This window comes from Oceanobacillus sp. NCCP-135, from assembly GCF_059698015.1.
This window is the reverse complement of the sequence record NZ_BAAKSZ010000002.1, coordinates 117,437-133,559: the sequence shown is the minus strand read 5'-3', so window position 1 is coordinate 133,559 and position 16,123 is coordinate 117,437. Positions and strand designations below refer to the sequence as shown.

General features: G+C 35.4%; 19 protein-coding genes. All 19 read left to right on the top strand.

The window, feature by feature from the left end:
• Positions 1–17 precede the first annotated feature (17 nt).
• The 19 genes from AC6HVZ_RS02385 to aroH all read left to right on the top strand — a co-directional run bounded on the left by AC6HVZ_RS02385 (position 18) and on the right by aroH (position 16,120).
• Positions 18–623 (top strand): YphA family membrane protein, encoded by a 606-nt coding sequence (locus tag AC6HVZ_RS02385; protein WP_497556525.1) that lies wholly within the window; start codon positions 18–20, stop codon positions 621–623.
• On the top strand, positions 616–1,503 hold the full coding sequence (locus tag AC6HVZ_RS02380; RefSeq protein WP_497556524.1) for a YIEGIA family protein: 888 nt from the start codon (positions 616–618) through the stop codon (positions 1,501–1,503). Before AC6HVZ_RS02385 ends, AC6HVZ_RS02380 begins: the two co-directional genes overlap by 8 nt.
• Before the next feature lie 5 nt (positions 1,504–1,508).
• Entirely contained in the window at positions 1,509–1,694 is a 186-nt protein-coding gene (locus AC6HVZ_RS02375) for a capping complex subunit for YIEGIA (protein ID WP_497556523.1), read from the top strand.
• 85 nt (positions 1,695–1,779) lie between these two features.
• The gene (der, locus tag AC6HVZ_RS02370) at positions 1,780–3,090 is read left to right on the top strand and encodes a ribosome biogenesis GTPase Der (RefSeq protein ID WP_497556522.1); all 1,311 of its coding nucleotides are present in this window, start codon (positions 1,780–1,782) and stop codon (positions 3,088–3,090) included.
• Positions 3,091–3,104: 14 nt separating this feature from the next.
• Positions 3,105–4,142: an NAD(P)H-dependent glycerol-3-phosphate dehydrogenase gene (locus tag AC6HVZ_RS02365; RefSeq protein WP_497556521.1), complete on the top strand. Its 1,038-nt coding sequence runs from the start codon at positions 3,105–3,107 to the stop codon at positions 4,140–4,142.
• 58 nt (positions 4,143–4,200) lie between these two features.
• Entirely contained in the window at positions 4,201–4,461 is a 261-nt protein-coding gene (locus AC6HVZ_RS02360; RefSeq protein ID WP_497556520.1) for a stage VI sporulation protein F, read from the top strand.
• Between the two features lie 503 nt (positions 4,462–4,964).
• A complete protein-coding gene (locus AC6HVZ_RS02355) occupies positions 4,965–5,162 on the top strand; it encodes a DUF2768 domain-containing protein (RefSeq protein WP_497556519.1) in 198 nt (65 codons plus the stop codon).
• Positions 5,163–5,182: 20 nt separating this feature from the next.
• Positions 5,183–5,902, top strand: coding sequence for a YphF family lipoprotein (locus tag AC6HVZ_RS02350; protein ID WP_497556518.1), 720 nt, complete (start codon positions 5,183–5,185; stop codon positions 5,900–5,902).
• Positions 5,903–6,118: 216 nt separating this feature from the next.
• On the top strand, positions 6,119–7,597 hold the full coding sequence (spoIVA, locus tag AC6HVZ_RS02345; RefSeq protein ID WP_497556517.1) for a stage IV sporulation protein A: 1,479 nt from the start codon (positions 6,119–6,121) through the stop codon (positions 7,595–7,597).
• A gap of 360 nt (positions 7,598–7,957) precedes the next feature.
• Positions 7,958–8,230, top strand: coding sequence for an HU family DNA-binding protein (locus AC6HVZ_RS02340; protein WP_095655705.1), 273 nt, complete (start codon positions 7,958–7,960; stop codon positions 8,228–8,230).
• A 240-nt stretch (positions 8,231–8,470) separates the two neighbouring features.
• Positions 8,471–8,695 (top strand): trp RNA-binding attenuation protein MtrB, encoded by a 225-nt coding sequence (mtrB, locus tag AC6HVZ_RS02335; protein WP_497556516.1) that lies wholly within the window; start codon positions 8,471–8,473, stop codon positions 8,693–8,695.
• A 127-nt stretch (positions 8,696–8,822) separates the two neighbouring features.
• Entirely contained in the window at positions 8,823–9,620 is a 798-nt protein-coding gene (locus AC6HVZ_RS02330; RefSeq protein WP_497556515.1) for a heptaprenyl diphosphate synthase component 1, read from the top strand.
• A 3-nt stretch (positions 9,621–9,623) separates the two neighbouring features.
• Positions 9,624–10,325 (top strand): demethylmenaquinone methyltransferase, encoded by a 702-nt coding sequence (menG, locus tag AC6HVZ_RS02325; RefSeq protein ID WP_497556514.1) that lies wholly within the window; start codon positions 9,624–9,626, stop codon positions 10,323–10,325.
• 200 nt (positions 10,326–10,525) lie between these two features.
• Positions 10,526–11,497: a heptaprenyl diphosphate synthase component II gene (gene hepT, locus AC6HVZ_RS02320; protein WP_497556612.1), complete on the top strand. Its 972-nt coding sequence runs from the start codon at positions 10,526–10,528 to the stop codon at positions 11,495–11,497.
• A 75-nt stretch (positions 11,498–11,572) separates the two neighbouring features.
• Complete coding sequence (ndk, locus tag AC6HVZ_RS02315) at positions 11,573–12,019, top strand: nucleoside-diphosphate kinase (RefSeq protein ID WP_497556513.1); 447 nt, start codon at positions 11,573–11,575, stop codon at positions 12,017–12,019.
• A gap of 603 nt (positions 12,020–12,622) precedes the next feature.
• Entirely contained in the window at positions 12,623–13,396 is a 774-nt protein-coding gene (locus AC6HVZ_RS02310) for a CheR family methyltransferase (RefSeq protein WP_497556512.1), read from the top strand.
• A 110-nt stretch (positions 13,397–13,506) separates the two neighbouring features.
• The gene (aroC, locus tag AC6HVZ_RS02305; protein WP_497556511.1) at positions 13,507–14,676 is read left to right on the top strand and encodes a chorismate synthase; all 1,170 of its coding nucleotides are present in this window, start codon (positions 13,507–13,509) and stop codon (positions 14,674–14,676) included.
• Positions 14,676–15,749, top strand: coding sequence for a 3-dehydroquinate synthase (gene aroB, locus AC6HVZ_RS02300; protein ID WP_497556510.1), 1,074 nt, complete (start codon positions 14,676–14,678; stop codon positions 15,747–15,749). Before aroC ends, aroB begins: the two co-directional genes overlap by 1 nt.
• Complete coding sequence (gene aroH / locus AC6HVZ_RS02295) at positions 15,746–16,120, top strand: chorismate mutase (protein ID WP_497556509.1); 375 nt, start codon at positions 15,746–15,748, stop codon at positions 16,118–16,120. The genes aroB and aroH overlap by 4 nt, the downstream gene beginning before the upstream one ends.
• Positions 16,121–16,123 lie beyond the last annotated feature (3 nt).

The following is a 16,123-nucleotide window of genomic DNA, read 5'->3' as shown; positions in this document are numbered from 1 at the left end:
AATGGGTGGTGAATGTATTGGCTAGTGGTTTATTGTTTTATTGGTTCAGTTGGATAATCTGGGTAGTCGTAACTTTCTTTATGAAGAAAAGTAAGCGAAGGACATTATTCGCTAGTTGGATATTAGCATCAATTATAGGTTCAAATTATGATATACCATTTGGGGATCTGTCTGTTTCAGTTTCATTTCTTTTAGTTTTAGGTGGGTCAATTTTATTGCTCGTTCAACTACCGGGATTAATGTATCATTTATTTGCCTCTTTCACCATAACAATTGGTTATGCAGCAATTCTTTTCTGGGAAAAAAATTCACCTGTATGGATTGTTTTACCTAGGCCACTTCTCCTTTCATTTTTAATTTCCATTTTAATTATAATTTTAACAAAAGGCTTTGACCATCGTTTAGGAATAGGCATCCTTGGAATATCCGCTGGTGAGTATATATTTAGTCTTACACTGTCTAGTTATGGTTTTTATGAGTCTATTGGGCAAATTTCATACGTTGAAAATGTAATAATTACTATAGTAATAATTTCGTTTCTAGACATACTACATAAATGGAAATACAAATTTTTCTCGGCTGTATATAAATACAAACAATCGATGAGGTGGCTTAATGAATGAATATACCATGCCTATAATATTTGGAGTTACCGTTGGAACGCTAGCGCGAATATTGATGTTACGAACAGATTACAGGCAATACCCGACATATTTACATGGAAAAACAATTCACTTATCACTTGGGTTTATAGCAGCATTACTTGGAGCGGTGGCTGTACCTGCAATAATGGAGATGGAGTTTACCGCAGTAACTCTTTTAACTGTTGCGGCAACGCAATTTAGAGATGTACGTAATATGGAAAGAAATACATTGACGGAGATTGACGGATTTGAATTAGTTCCTAGAGGCAAAACCTACATAGAAGGAATCGCTATTTCGTTTGAAAGCAGAAATTATATTGTAATTTTCACTGCTTTCGTTGGTACATTACTATTTATTATTTGGAATGTATATTTCGCAATTGCTGGTGCTGTAGCATGCTTGATTATCGGAAAGTTTTTAATGAGTGGATCAACCATAAAGGATATTGTAGCTATTGATTATCACCCCCTTCACTTTGAAGGTGCGGGGCTTTATGTGGATAATATTTATATCATGAATATTGGTTTGCCTGAAAGACAAGAAGAGATAATGAAATATGGAATGGGGTTTGTACTGACACCCAAAAATATAAATGTAATAACAACAATTGCTAATCTAGGACAACGTCAGGCAATATTGCATGATGTGTCCATTTCATTAGGTGTATTTCGTGATTCTGGAACACCCGCTCTAACTCCCTTGATAAAACGAGATTTAGATGATGGTCGTATAGGCATTTTTATCCTTCCACAGATAAGAGAAATAGATAAGGCTACAGAAATTATTGGTGCTGTTCCAGTTCTGGAAAACGCAATAAGAATGCCTTCTGAATCTAAAAAGCATAATAAGGAGGAATAACTACTTTGAAGCTAGAAAAGGCTGTATTGGCTGTAATAACAACGAATAAAACGAAGATCTCAGGTGGTGCCCCCATTTTTATATGTGAAGATAAAAATGAACTAGAAAGTATTGCTGCAAATATTGAAGCAATAACGGATGGAATTGCACATGCACTGGGTGATGAAATATTTATTATTGTGAAGCACTGAAAACAATTGTTTATATCTGCTTCTTTTGCTAGAATGAATTACAGTTAAAGCAAATACCTGGGAAAAGAGAAAGGATGTTCCTTTCATGAGGAAATCTGTAGTAGCAATTGTAGGAAGACCCAATGTGGGTAAATCAACTATTTTTAACAGACTTGTTGGAGAAAGAATATCGATCGTAGAGGATATTCCTGGTGTGACTAGAGATCGAATTTATGCCAAGGCTGAATGGCTAACGTATACGTTTAATCTTATCGATACAGGTGGAATTGAAATTGGGGATGAACCTTTATTAGCAAAAATGAGACAACAAGCTGAAATTGCAATCGATGAAGCTGATGTTATTATTTTTTTGGTGAATGGAAGAGAAGGTATTACAGCAGCTGATGAAGAAGTGGCTAAACTACTATATAAATCTAATAAACCGATTGTTCTTGGGGTAAATAAAATTGACAATCCTGAGATGCGGGAAAAAGTATATGAATATTACTCCTTGGGATTTGGTGAACCATTTCCTATCTCCGGTTCGCATGGTTTAGGTTTGGGCGATTTATTGGACGAGGTAGTTAATCATTTTCCTAAAACAGAAAATGAGGAAATAGAAGAAGACACGATATACTTTAGTTTGATTGGCAGACCGAATGTAGGGAAATCATCTTTGGTAAATGCATTACTAAATGAAGAACGAGTCATAGTGAGTGAAATTGAAGGCACTACTAGGGATGCTGTAGATACATATCTGCATAGAGATGATCAGGATTTTGTTATTATTGATACTGCAGGAATGCGTAAACGTGGCAAGGTGTATGAAACAACGGAGAAATACAGTGTGCTGCGGGCATTAAAAGCAATTGAACGTTCGGATGTTGTATTAGTTTTACTTGATGCAGAAACTGGAATAAGAGAACAAGATAAAAAAATTGCCGGTTATGCACATGATGCTGGGCGGGCAATTGTTATTGTTGTAAATAAATGGGATACAGTTGAGACGAACGAAAAAGCAATGAAAGAATTTGAGGCTAAGGTACGTGCTCATTTTCAATATTTGGATTATACGCCAATTGTTTTTCTATCGGCTAAAACAAAAAAAAGGCTTCATACGTTAACACCATCAATTAAACTAGCTAGTGAAAATCATGCGAAACGTATTCCTACCAATGTTTTGAATGATGTAATTATGGATGCAATAGCAATGAACCCAACACCAACGGTTAAAGGCAAAAGATTAAAAGTACTGTACACTACTCAAGTAGCAGTAAAGCCACCTAGCTTTGTTGTATTTGTTAATGATCCGGAATTAATGCATTTTTCCTATGAACGATTTTTAGAAAATAAAATTAGAGATGCATTTGGATTTGTTGGAACACCTATTAAATTATTTGCAAGAAAGAGACAGTAAAGGGGGAGAATCCATTGTCAAAAGTTGCTGTGTTAGGGGCAGGAAGCTGGGGTACTGCTTTAAGTATTGTGTTAGCAGATAATGGCCATGATGTTCGATTATGGACACATCGTCAGGAGCAAGCTGAAATAATTAATTCAACCCATAGAAATGAAAAATATTTAGATCCTATCATACCAGATAGCATAAATGCATTTTATCAGCTTGAAGAGGCTATAAAGGATGTAACAGCAATTATTGTTGTAGTGCCTACTAAAGCAATACGAGAAGTTTGCAGTCATTTAAATGAAGTGTTAAAACATTCTGTAACAATTATCCATGCTTCTAAAGGAATCGAACCTGTAACCTTAAAAAGAGTCTCACAGATGATTAGCGAAGAAATGGATGAGTACAACGAAGATAATATTGTTGTTTTATCAGGTCCAAGCCATGCTGAAGAAGTGGCATTAAGACAACCAACAACGGTAACTGTATCATCAATGAATATGGAAAATGCCAAGACAGCACAGGATTTATTTATAAATGAGGATTTCCGAGTTTATACAAGCCCAGATATTCTGGGCATCGAACTTGGTGGAGCATTGAAGAATATAATCGCTCTAGGAGCAGGTATTTCTGATGGACTTGGATATGGGGATAATGCAAAAGCGGCACTTATTACAAGAGGATTAGCTGAAATTGCCAGATTAGGGACATCACTTGGGGCAAATCCGCTTAGCTTTTTAGGATTACCAGGTGTTGGAGATTTAATAGTAACTTGTACAAGTGTGCATAGCCGAAATTGGCGTGCAGGTAATTTATTGGGTAAAGGGCATAATTTAGACGAAGTATTAGACCAAATGGGTATGGTGGTAGAAGGTGTCAGAACGGTTAAAGCTGCTTATCAATTTGCTGAAGAACAGCAGGTAGAGATGCCGATAACCACAGGTATCTATCAGGTTTTATTTGAGGGAAGGACTCCAAAAGATGTGGTTGAACAATTAATGAACAGAACAAAACGCGAAGAAATGGATGACCTTGCGCAACTGTTAAATGAGCGTTATTCACAATAACACTAAAATAGCTCCTTGCATATAATATATTGACTTAACTTAGCAAGGAGGAGAGTGTGTGAATAATTTTCAAAAAGGCCTTTTTGATAAAATACAACAAAAAGCTAATGTTAATCCGGATGATGTTTACAAAGTAGCTGATTCAGTAAAAAACGCAGATTTTTCGGATGAAAAAACAGTTAGAAAGCTTGTTCGACATTTAGCAAAACTCGCAAATAAGCCTATATCCAAGGAAAAGGAAGATAAAATTGTACAATCCATTGTAAAGAATAATATGCCGATGGATATGCAATCGTTAAATCAATTATTTAAAAAATAACTATACTTGGGCAAGTGAGGATACATTAAGACGCATACTTGCATAAAATAAATCGCACAAGCATTCATGGATAGAGTCTGCAAGGATATTATTTAGTCAAACCGGGATGGAGTTAGCCCCCTTCATCCCGGATTTTTAGTTGCTTCGAAAATGATAAAATTTATGATTTGTGTATAACTCAATTGCAGAATTAACCACGTTCTGCTCCTGTGCTATAGCCATATCAGGTTCTTTTTGGCGGGACAAGCGTTAGCGCAGTCCCATGGAGCTCCAGTTTTTACGTTCCTAAACAGGTGCCCCGCATTTTTGTTCTGTCTTCATTTACAAAGGGAGTTTTAATAGTTTGACAAAAACATTTTAATACTTGAAATAAAAACCATATGATATAATTCTATGTGCGGAAGCAGAGATCAGATAGCATAGGTCGGAAGTCAAAAAAGACCTTTCGTATCTAGATAACCAAAATGAAATCTCATTTTCGATTGGAGTAGGAGTGGAGTAAAATGTCAATAGCTATGCTTAAAATGTATATTTCCTTTGCAGGAATGATTCTCTTAATTTTAGCTATCGGTTTGATTTTGTTTAGCAGGTATAAACTTCAAGGGTGGTTAGCAGGAATTGTTACAGTTCTTTCATATATATGTCTTGTTTTAGGTGCGATAATTATCTTATATATTGTGTTTAGTGGTCCAACAGGATAGTTTTACGAGGAGGCTATTTTATGAAGTTTACATATAGAAAGATATTTCTAGCAATTGTACTTATATTTATATTAAGCGGCTGTTTATATCCACAGAGTGAGCTTGAAAAAAATCAATCACCAAATGAAACGCAAATAGAACTGGTGCAAAATGCCGTTGATCAATATAAAGAAGAAAAACAGGGACTTGTTCCGATAAAAACGAAGGAAAATAACACCCCTATTTTTCAAAAGTATCTCATTGATTTTACTGCTTTAAAAGAAACAAATACACTTACCGAAATACCTGGAAATGCATATGAAAATGGTGGGGTTTATCAATACACACTTATAACACCAGAGGATAACCCCAAAGTGAAATTAATTGATTTACAAATCACTGAAGAATTAAGGAAAGTAAATGTTCAATTAGATATTTTCCGAAATAAACATATTTACCCTCCATATGGAGAGGAAATTAGTGATGGTGTATTTACAGTTGATTACGAAAAATTAAATTTTGATTCCCAGCCAGTTGTTAAAAGCCCTTATTCAAAGGAAAACCTTCCCATTGTAATGGATGTAAATGGCCAGCTTTATGTAGACTATCGTATAGATTTGACTATAGCACTGGACGAATATGAACATCAGTACAAAGAAGGGGATGACATTCGTTATATACTAGCTGAAAATACTCCGTTTGTTCCTGCATATTCCTTACCATATACTATTAGAGATGGAGAACCAGTATTTTTTAATTAAAGTTAACATATTAATTCCCTTGTAACATATATTGTTGCAAGGGTTTATTTGTTTTAATTTCTTTTTATAGTCTTTCTAAGAAATTTCAGTTTTGGTCTTTTTATTCTTTTACACATATTTAAGTCATAAATTGATAGGACAACATCATAGACTTGTAATGTCAATTATTCGTAGTTTGTTCATAAATAAAATGTACGAAGATCGGGAGGGGATCTTTTGGAAAGAGTCGATATTTTTAAAGATATCTCAAAACGGACAAATGGAGATATTTATCTAGGAATAGTAGGAGCTGTCCGAACAGGTAAGTCAACATTTATTAAAAAGTTTATGGAATTGGTTGTATTGCCTAATATCGAAGAAGAAAGTGAACGTGCAAGAGCACATGACGAACTGCCACAAAGTGCAGCAGGAAAAACAATTATGACAACAGAGCCAAAATTCATTCCAAATCAAGCGGTTACTGTCAATGTAGATGAAGGTCTTGATGTAAATGTACGATTAGTTGATTGTGTCGGATATGCAGTTGAGGGTGCAAAAGGTTTTGAGGATGAGAATGGGCCAAGAATGATCAACACACCATGGTATGAAGAACCAATTCCTTTCCACGATGCTGCCGAAATTGGTACACGTAAAGTCATTCAGGAACATTCAACAATCGGTGTAGTAGTGACTACAGATGGAACAATCGGAGAAATACCAAGAAATGATTATGTTGGTTCAGAGGCTAAAATAGTAGATGAATTAAAAGAAGTCGGAAAACCATTTATAATGGTTGTGAACTCTGTTCGACCTACAAGTTCCGAAACAGAATCACTTCGTCAGGAATTAAATGAAAAATATGATATACCTGTTTTATCGATGAGTATTGAATCCATGACAGAACATGATGTGTACAATGTTTTACGGGAGGCTTTATATGAATTCCCTGTTTTGGAAGTAAACGTTAATCTTCCAAGCTGGGTTATGGTCCTAAATGAAAATCATTGGCTAAGAGAAAATTATCAAGAAGCAATCCAGGATACAGTGAAAAACATTAAAAGACTAAGAGACGTAGATCATATTGTTGGAGACTTTGCAGATTATGATTATATTGACAAAGCGAATTTAGCTGGTATGGAAATGGGTGAGGGTGTCGCAGAAATTGATTTACATGCACCTGATTACTTATATGATGAAATTTTAAAAGAGATTGTTGGAGAAGAGATACGGGGGAAAGATCATCTGTTAAAACTAATGCAGGATTTTGCTCATGCGAAACGAGAATATGATCAAGTATCAGGGGCACTTCAAATGGTCAAACAAACCGGCTATGGAATTGCCGCACCTACGCTTGAGGATATGATATTGGATGAGCCTGAAATAATCCGGCAGGGGTCAAGATTTGGTGTACGTTTAAAAGCTGTGGCGCCATCCATCCATATGATAAAAGTGGAAGTTGAATCCGAATTCGCTCCCATTATTGGAACAGAGAAGCAAAGCGAAGAACTGGTCAGGTATTTAATGCAGGACTTTGAAGAAGATCCATTATCAATTTGGGAATCTGATATTTTCGGAAGGTCACTAAGTTCAATTGTCAGAGAAGGAATTCAAGCAAAAATAGCACTCATGCCTGAAAATGCCAGATATAAACTAAAAGACACACTGGAACGGATAATCAATGAAGGTTCTGGTGGTTTAATAGCAATAATCCTTTAGCAGCTGATTACAAGCTGCTTTTTATTTTTTTCTGATGAACGGCAGGAATTTTCAAGCTAGTGTCGTATAAGTATAGTACAATGTTAACCGATGTTACCGGATCAAGGGATACACCCTTTTTTCAATATTTATATCTAAAAATATGGGATTTTAGTATAAATTTACGTTTTTAACAAATAAATCCTAAAAAAATAAGTACTAATTGTTGAATTTTGTAGCAAACTCGGTTAATATAAGCCATGTCACTATTGAAATACGTGACATTTGTGTATAAAAACTGGCAAATTGGTGAACAAATGATGATAGATTTATTATTTGTTTCCATGTCGATTGAACTTAATTTGGGAGGAGGTGAATGTCATGAACAAAACAGACTTAGTAAATGCAGTAGCTGAGAAAAGCGAACTTTCTAAAAAGGACGCAACAAAAGCTGTTGATGCAGTTTTTGAATCTGTCATGGATTCACTTAAACAAGGTGAAAAAGTACAGTTAATCGGATTCGGTAACTTTGAAGTACGTGAGCGTTCAGCTCGTAAAGGTCGTAATCCACAAACTGGAGAAGAAATCGAAATTCCTGCAAGCAAGGTTCCTGCGTTTAAACCAGGAAAAGCCCTTAAAGAGAGTGTAAAATAATTGTACATAGGGCGAAAAAAGGGTACGTCTAAGGCGTACCCTTTTTTTATACGTAAAGTATAAAAAATAGTGGAGTTATATGTAGTAAAGGAACCGACTATTTCGCTAATTTCTTCCAATCCGATTAATGATCTCCTGTCTCTGGAAAGACGAGGTGATAACTGGTTTTTCTTATTGCATGATCGTTGACAAGGTGTTTTTAATAATACATAGTAAAAGTAGAGAAATAGGAGGGATAACGTGGATAACTTAGCAAGTAAAACAGATTTTTTCGTTATTAAAGCATTAGAAAATGGCGTTAACGTTATTGGCTTAACGAGAGGTACAGATACCAAATTTCATCATTCGGAAAAATTGGATAAGGATGAAGTTATGATAGCGCAATTTACTGAGCACACATCTGCAGTTAAAGTTCGGGGTAAAGCCATTATACAAACGAGTCATGGACAAATAGAAAATAATTAAGCTGTCAGAAAAAATAAATTAAGGCCAATAAGCATTCTTTTGGAATTCTTGATTATCGATCATATAAAAATTATGCTATAATAGCTAGAGCAATTAATGAATAGATGAAAGGGCTCAGGTGATTTCTTTGAATACTTCCAGTTTAGATTTAAAACATCTAAAAGCATCGATTGAAGATAAAATTCAACATACATACCTGGTGAAGCATATCCAACAGCCCATTATTGATGAAGAAAAGCTTTTTATTTTAGCTGCTATTATAGATAATACTGCGTTATCAACCTTTCAAAAGGAACGCTATATCATTACGACAATGTTGGTGCAAGTAGCTTTAGACACACATGACTTAGTACCAAAGGCAAATGAAATAGACGAAAGTAAACAATTCAAGCTTTCCAAACAACTGAGAGTATTAGCAGGAGATTATTATAGTGGATTATATTATTTGCTTCTATCAGAAATTGAGGACTTTGAGCTCATACATAAATTAGCTTCGGCGATCAAAGAAATAAATGAATATAAAATGAAGCTCTATTATAAAGAAGTAAATACTTTTCAGGAATACATCGATATTGTAGAGAAGATAGAATCATTATTAATTCTTTATGTGGCTGAGCATGTTAATGAGCGTTCATTACATGCAATTATAGGTGAATGGATTATTATTAATAAATTAATTCAGGAAAAAGAAACTATAAATCGTAATGGTTATTCCCATTTATTGAATACCTGGACAAACAATAATCCAAATAGTAATTATGTATCGAATATAAATATAATAGATGCCTTTATACAAAAAAAAACACAATCATTGGGAAACGCACTATTAAAGCTACCTATTCATAGAAGAACTTTCAAAACTCATATCAAAACAAAATTAAAAGGTTTTTTGTATAATAATACATCTATTGCGGAAGAAGGGTAAGCTATGTCTGAGCAATCTAAGGAAGAACGTGTGCATCATGTTTTTGAAAAAATTTATAATAAGTACGATTCCATGAATTCCATTATTTCATTTCAAAGACATAAAGCATGGCGTAAGGATGTCATGAAACGAATGAATGTTGAGAAAGGTTCTAAAGCATTGGATGTATGTTGTGGTACTGGTGATTGGTCTATCTCTTTAGCAGATGCTGTAGGGTTGGATGGCGAAGTAACAGGTCTGGATTTCAGTCTAAACATGTTATCTGTTGCGAAGAAAAAGAAAAAAGATTTAAGACTTGATCAACTAAGCTTTATTCATGGAAATGCTATGGAACTTCCTTTTGAAGATCATTCATTTGATTATGTCACCATCGGGTTCGGCCTTAGAAATGTACCAGATTATATGACTGTATTAAAAGAACTAAAAAGAGTGGTTAAGCCAGGTGGGATAGTGGTGTGTTTGGAAACATCACAACCAACTCTGATAGGATATAGGCAATTATATTACTTTTACTTTCGATTCATTATGCCACTGATAGGAAGACTATTTGCAAAAAGCTATAAAGAATATGCATGGTTAAATGAATCGGCTAAAGATTTCCCGGATAAAAAGGAATTAAAGAAATTGTTTCTTAAAGCTGGTTTCTCTCATGTCCAGGTGAAAAGTTATACAGGTGGAGTTGCAGCAATGCACATGGGCTCCTGAGCAATAATACGGATTAAATAAAGTGAAACTTCATTCAGTGGGGGTTCCCTTCCCCCCACTGAATGTTAGTTGAACAGAATCAGGAAATTTACGGTCTGTTTATCCCCACCTTCACGTTTGGGATTTCTCACGCTTGGAGGTGGGGGTATTATAGCCCGTTAATGCGTGATAAATCAGTTCTAAATATAAAGGTGACACTCATGAAAATAGCTAAAACATATGGATTTTTAAAACGAGATCTAGATATAATTGAGGAATCATTAAATCAGGTTATTCAAGCAAAACATGCTGTATTGCGTAAAGCATCTACCGAATTGCTTCAAGCAGGTGGAAAAAGAATTCGCCCAATTTTTGTTATTTTATCTGGTCAGATGGGATCATATAATCTGGATCAGATAAAGACTGCAGCAGTTTCCCTTGAATTAATACATATGGCAACACTGGTGCATGATGACGTTATCGACGAAGCAGAACTGCGCAGAGGAAAACCTACAATAAAAAAAACGTACGGTAATCGTGTAGCTATGTATACAGGTGACTATATTTTAGCACGTGCATTGGAAAATATAACAACATTAAAAGACGCTAGGGTTCATCATTTATTAGCTAAAACTATTGTGGAGGTATGTGTTGGTGAAATTGAACAAATCAAGGATAAATTTAATTGGGATCAGAATTTACGTGACTATTTACGTAGAATAAGACGTAAAACAGCTTTACTTATTGCAACAAGCTGTAAATTGGGTGCCATCGTTTCTGAAGTATCTGAGGTAGAAGCGAATAAATTATATCAATACGGTTACTACATAGGAATGTCCTATCAAATAATTGATGATATTCTTGATTTTACAGCATCAGCGAAGGAATTAGGCAAACCAGCAGGAAATGATTTACTTCAAGGAAATCTGACACTGCCAGTACTTTATGCCATGAATGATAAATCTTTTACTGATTTACTAAAGAAAACCTTTCATGATCCGGATCACATTTCAGAGAGTGATCTTGCCAGATTGTTAAATGCCTTAAAAAATACGAACGGAATGGAGAAGTCTTATAGACTCAGTGATCTTTATTTAAGCAAAGCATTAAAAGTGTTGGAAGAATTACCAAATAATAAAGCGAAGCAAACGTTACAGGACATTGCAAAATATATTGGTAAACGACGTTCATAATTTTATTGTAATTTTTTTAAATAGTTGATAGAATTCTTAAGGATGGATAAATAAACATACATAGGAGTGAAAATAATGGAAAGAACTTTTTTAATGGTAAAGCCAGATGGTGTACAAAGGAATTTAGTCGGACAAATCGTTAATCGGTTTGAAGATAAAGGTTTTAAATTAGCTGGAGCAAAACTTATGGTGATTTCCGAAAACTTGGCTCAGAATCATTATGACGAGCATAAAGAAAGGCCATTCTTTGGAGAGTTAGTAGAGTTCATTACTTCTGGACCAGTTTTTGCAATGGTTTGGGAAGGTGAGAATGTAATTAAAACAGCTCGTGATATGATGGGGAAAACAAATCCACAGGAAGCTGCTTCAGGTACAATTCGAGGCGATTATGGAATGACTGTTGGCAAGAATGTAATCCATGGATCAGACTCAGTTGAAAGTGCTGAAAGAGAAATTGGATTATTCTTTGACAAAGACGAAATTTCCGACTACACAAAACAAGACAGCTCTTGGATTTATTAATATACTGAAAACCCCCCGTTTTTAAAGCGGGGGTTTTTAAAAATGGCTGTTTTCTAACGGATTGAGACTGTGCACTGCTTGCCCAACCAAAAGAAGATTGTTGTTTTTGTCACAAAAGATATAAATTGCGACGTAACTTTAGACCATATTCTAAAGCATGTGATATTGCTGCCGTCCGGGATCGCTACGGGCGGATGCTTTCCGTGGGCACGGCCTTAGCCTACTCGAGAAAACCACTCTGCGGGGTCTTCGGACAAGTGCTTTTCCCACAGGAGTCACCACCCTCCGCACACCCGAACTGGTGAGATGGTTCGATGTTTTGTATATTAAATATTTATTGTGTTTATCGGCTGTAAACGGAATACTAGCGGAGGAAACACATGAAGACTCCTGCGGGAGGAAAGGCATAGGTGAGACCCCGCAGTGCGTAGCACGAGGAGGCTCACCAGCCGCCCGCGGAAAGCGAAATGTGTTTCCGCAGCGGTCGATAGACCTACTAACATTGATTTTATGTCGTCTTACATCCACTACGAGGATTAAAAACAACGAAAGATACGAAATGAGCCTTATATAAACAGTATCAAGGAGAAAGAGGTGTGGGGAATGGGGGAGGAATATATTGATTTTATGTCTCAAATCAAAGATAAACTTGGGATAGATTTAAATTTATATAAAGAAGTACAAATGAAGCGTAGACTTACCTCACTTAGAAACAAACGTGGATATCCTGATTTTTCTTCATACTTTAAAGCATTGAATAAAGAGGAAGATTTATTAAAAGAGTTTATTGATCGCATTACGATTAATGTATCTGAATTCTATCGTAATCCAAAAAGATGGGAAGTTTTAAAGAATACAGTTTTACCACTATTACTAAAAAACAACAGAAAACTAACGCTGTGGAGTGCAGCATGTTCAACAGGAGAGGAACCATATAGTCTTGCGATTCTGGTAAAAGAACACTTTCCAAATGTAGATTTAAAAATCTTAGCAACTGATATTGATGATAATGCTCTCATTAAGGCAAAACAGGGCATGTATCCAGAGCGAGCTTTAAAAGAATTACCTGCGTCCTTAAAGAAAAAGTATTTTACTGCAGAAGATGGATTATATTCCATTAATGATATATTGAAACAACAAATAACTTTTTATAAGCATAATCTGTTAGCAGATAACTATCCGAGAAACATCGATTTAGTTGTCTGTAGAAATGTTCTCATTTATTTTACAGATGATGCAAAAGAGTTAATATACCAGCGCTTCAGTAATACGTTAAATAGAAAGGGTATTTTATTTGTTGGAAGTACAGAACAAATTTTTAATCCAAGTCAATATGATTTAACTTTACTTGACACTTTCTTTTATCAAAAGGTCTAAAAACTCTTGTCCAAAAGATAAGAGTTTTTATTTTTAAGAATTTCACCAAAAATAATGACATTTATGATATAGTTATTAGAAAAATTAATTCTTGTAAAGGAGAATGTTAATTGCGCTACTTAACTGCAGGAGAATCACATGGAAAGCAACTAACAACAATAATTGAAGGCATACCAGCGAGAATGCCTTTAGTTAAAGAGGACATTGACGAATCCTTATTACGTAGACAAAAGGGGCATGGACGCGGAAAAAGAATGCAAATTGAGAAAGACCTTGTAGAAATTACCGCTGGAGTTAGACATGGGTATACGTTAGGTTCACCAATTTCACTCGTTGTACATAATGATGATTTTAAACATTGGGTTGATATTATGGGAGAAGATCCAATGGAAGAAGATGCAAAAATTAGGCGTGTTGTAACCAGACCAAGACCAGGCCATGCAGATTTAAACGGGGCTCTCAAATATGGGCATCGCGATATTCGAAATATTCTGGAACGTTCCTCAGCTCGTGAGACTACTGTTCGTGTAGCAGCAGGTGCAGTGGCTAAAACGTTATTAAAACAGCTAGGGATTGAAGTAAGTGGCTACGTAAAGGAAATTGCGGGAATCCGTGCAGCAGAAATTGATTCACTTACAATGAAAGACAGAAAAACGATTTCGGAGGATTCCCCTGTACGAGTACTTGATAAACAGGTTGAACAGCAAATGATGGATGCAATTGACGAGGCCAAAAAGGAAGGAGACTCCATTGGTGGTGTCGTAGAAGTATATGTTGAAGGGATGCCTGCTGGTGTTGGTTCCTATGTTCATTATGACCGTAAACTGGATAGTAGAATTGCTGGTAGTGTAGTTAGCATTAACGCTTTTAAAGGGGTAGAATTCGGAATTGGTTTTGAGGCAGCAGAAAAGAATGGTAGTGAGGTACATGATGAGATTGCCTGGAATGAAGAAAATGGGTATTATCGTACTTCAAATCGACTTGGTGGATTTGAAGGCGGGATGACAACGGGTATGCCAATCGTTGTTAAAGGGGTCATGAAGCCTATTCCCACATTAATGAAAAAACCGCTAAAAAGTGTTGATATAGAAACAAAGGAACCTTTTAAAGCAACCGTTGAAAGATCCGATGCTTGTGCCGTTCCAGCTGCTTCGGTAGTAATGGAGCATGTGGTCGCTTTCGAATTAGCAAAAGCAATAACAGAACAGTTTCCAAGCGACCAGTTTCCAAAGCTTAAAAAAGCTATAGATGAATACCGTGAAGAAATTAGGTGTTTTTAATGGAGAAAATACGGATTCACTCAAGTTCTCACTCTTATGACGTGATTATTGGTGAAGCAATACGTTTTCAATTAAATCATTTTATAGGACAGGATTACTCTTCTATATTAATTGTTACGGATAAAATAGTGGCAGATTTATATTTACATGATGTATTAGAGAATTTTTCCGAGGATCATGTAACTCATTTCATTATCCCGGCTGGAGAACAGTCAAAAGATATAAAATATTTTTATCAGCTACATACACATGCATTAAAAAATGGATTGGATCGTCAATCATTAATTATTGCATTAGGTGGCGGAGTGGTAGGTGATTTGGCTGGATTCGCTGCAGCAACCTATATGCGGGGAGTAGATTACATACAAATACCTACCACAATACTCGCACATGACAGCAGTGTGGGAGGAAAAGTGGCAATAAATCATGAACTGGGAAAAAATCTAATTGGTAGTTTTTATCCGCCAAAAGCAGTGATTTATGATGTTGAAACATTACAATCATTAAATGAAAAAGAAACACGTTCAGGCTATGCTGAATTGGTTAAAGAAGCATTAATTGCTGACGAATCATTTTTTAATACTATTATTCAATCTAATTTAGATGCACTAACCAATAATCAGTTACAAGAGCATATTCTTATTGGAATAAAAATAAAAGCAGCCATTGTGGAGGCAGATGAAAAAGAAGCAGGTATTCGTAAATTTTTAAACTTAGGTCATACCTTAGGTCATGCACTTGAAGCTGAATTAGGGTATGGACATTTAACCCATGGGGAAGCGATTGCGATTGGTTTGTTATTCTCACTTCATGTGAGCGAAGAAATCTATAAGATAAAAATGCCTTACTTGTCATTAATGAAATGGCTGAGAACAAACAAATACCCTTTGGAAATTCGCAGGCTTAATATCGATGCCATAATTCATAAAATGAAAACTGATAAAAAAGCAGTAAATCATACAACTCAAATGGTACTTCTAAAGGATATTGGCGATCCTGCTATTAGTGAAATAAATGATCATGATCTTAGGCATTATTTAAACTCTTTTTTACGGAAGTTGGTGGGAGAATGACACGTGGAATACGAGGAGCTACTACAATTCCTGAAAACGAAGAAAAACACATAATTAACAATACAAAGTTTTTAATTGAGGACATGATTAAAAAAAATAATGTATGTGCCACAGATGTTTCACATGTCTTTATTTCAGTTACAAAGGATTTAAATGCGGCTTTTCCAGCTAAATCTTTAAGAGAAATACCCGGTTGGACATATGTCCCTGTTATGTGTATGGTGGAAATGGATGTCCCCGGTAGCCTATGTGCTTGTATCCGAATAATGATGGTTGTAAACACAAACGAAAACCAAAAAGAGATACAGCATGTATTTCATAATGATGCGATAAAATTAAGACCAGATCTAATCAAACAGGGGGGAGAGTAATCA

Coding starts and splice junctions, on each gene's coding strand:
- AC6HVZ_RS02380 (WP_497556524.1), top strand. CDS start 616: ATGAATGAATATACCATGCCTATAATATTTGGAGTTACCGTTGGAACG.
- der (WP_497556522.1), top strand. CDS start 1,780: ATGAGGAAATCTGTAGTAGCAATTGTAGGAAGACCCAATGTGGGTAAA.
- AC6HVZ_RS02355 (WP_497556519.1), top strand. CDS start 4,965: ATGTCAATAGCTATGCTTAAAATGTATATTTCCTTTGCAGGAATGATT.
- AC6HVZ_RS02350 (WP_497556518.1), top strand. CDS start 5,183: ATGAAGTTTACATATAGAAAGATATTTCTAGCAATTGTACTTATATTT.
- AC6HVZ_RS02340 (WP_095655705.1), top strand. CDS start 7,958: ATGAACAAAACAGACTTAGTAAATGCAGTAGCTGAGAAAAGCGAACTT.
- menG (WP_497556514.1), top strand. CDS start 9,624: ATGTCTGAGCAATCTAAGGAAGAACGTGTGCATCATGTTTTTGAAAAA.
- hepT (WP_497556612.1), top strand. CDS start 10,526: ATGAAAATAGCTAAAACATATGGATTTTTAAAACGAGATCTAGATATA.
- ndk (WP_497556513.1), top strand. CDS start 11,573: ATGGAAAGAACTTTTTTAATGGTAAAGCCAGATGGTGTACAAAGGAAT.
- AC6HVZ_RS02310 (WP_497556512.1), top strand. CDS start 12,623: ATGGGGGAGGAATATATTGATTTTATGTCTCAAATCAAAGATAAACTT.
- aroB (WP_497556510.1), top strand. CDS start 14,676: ATGGAGAAAATACGGATTCACTCAAGTTCTCACTCTTATGACGTGATT.
- aroH (WP_497556509.1), top strand. CDS start 15,746: ATGACACGTGGAATACGAGGAGCTACTACAATTCCTGAAAACGAAGAA.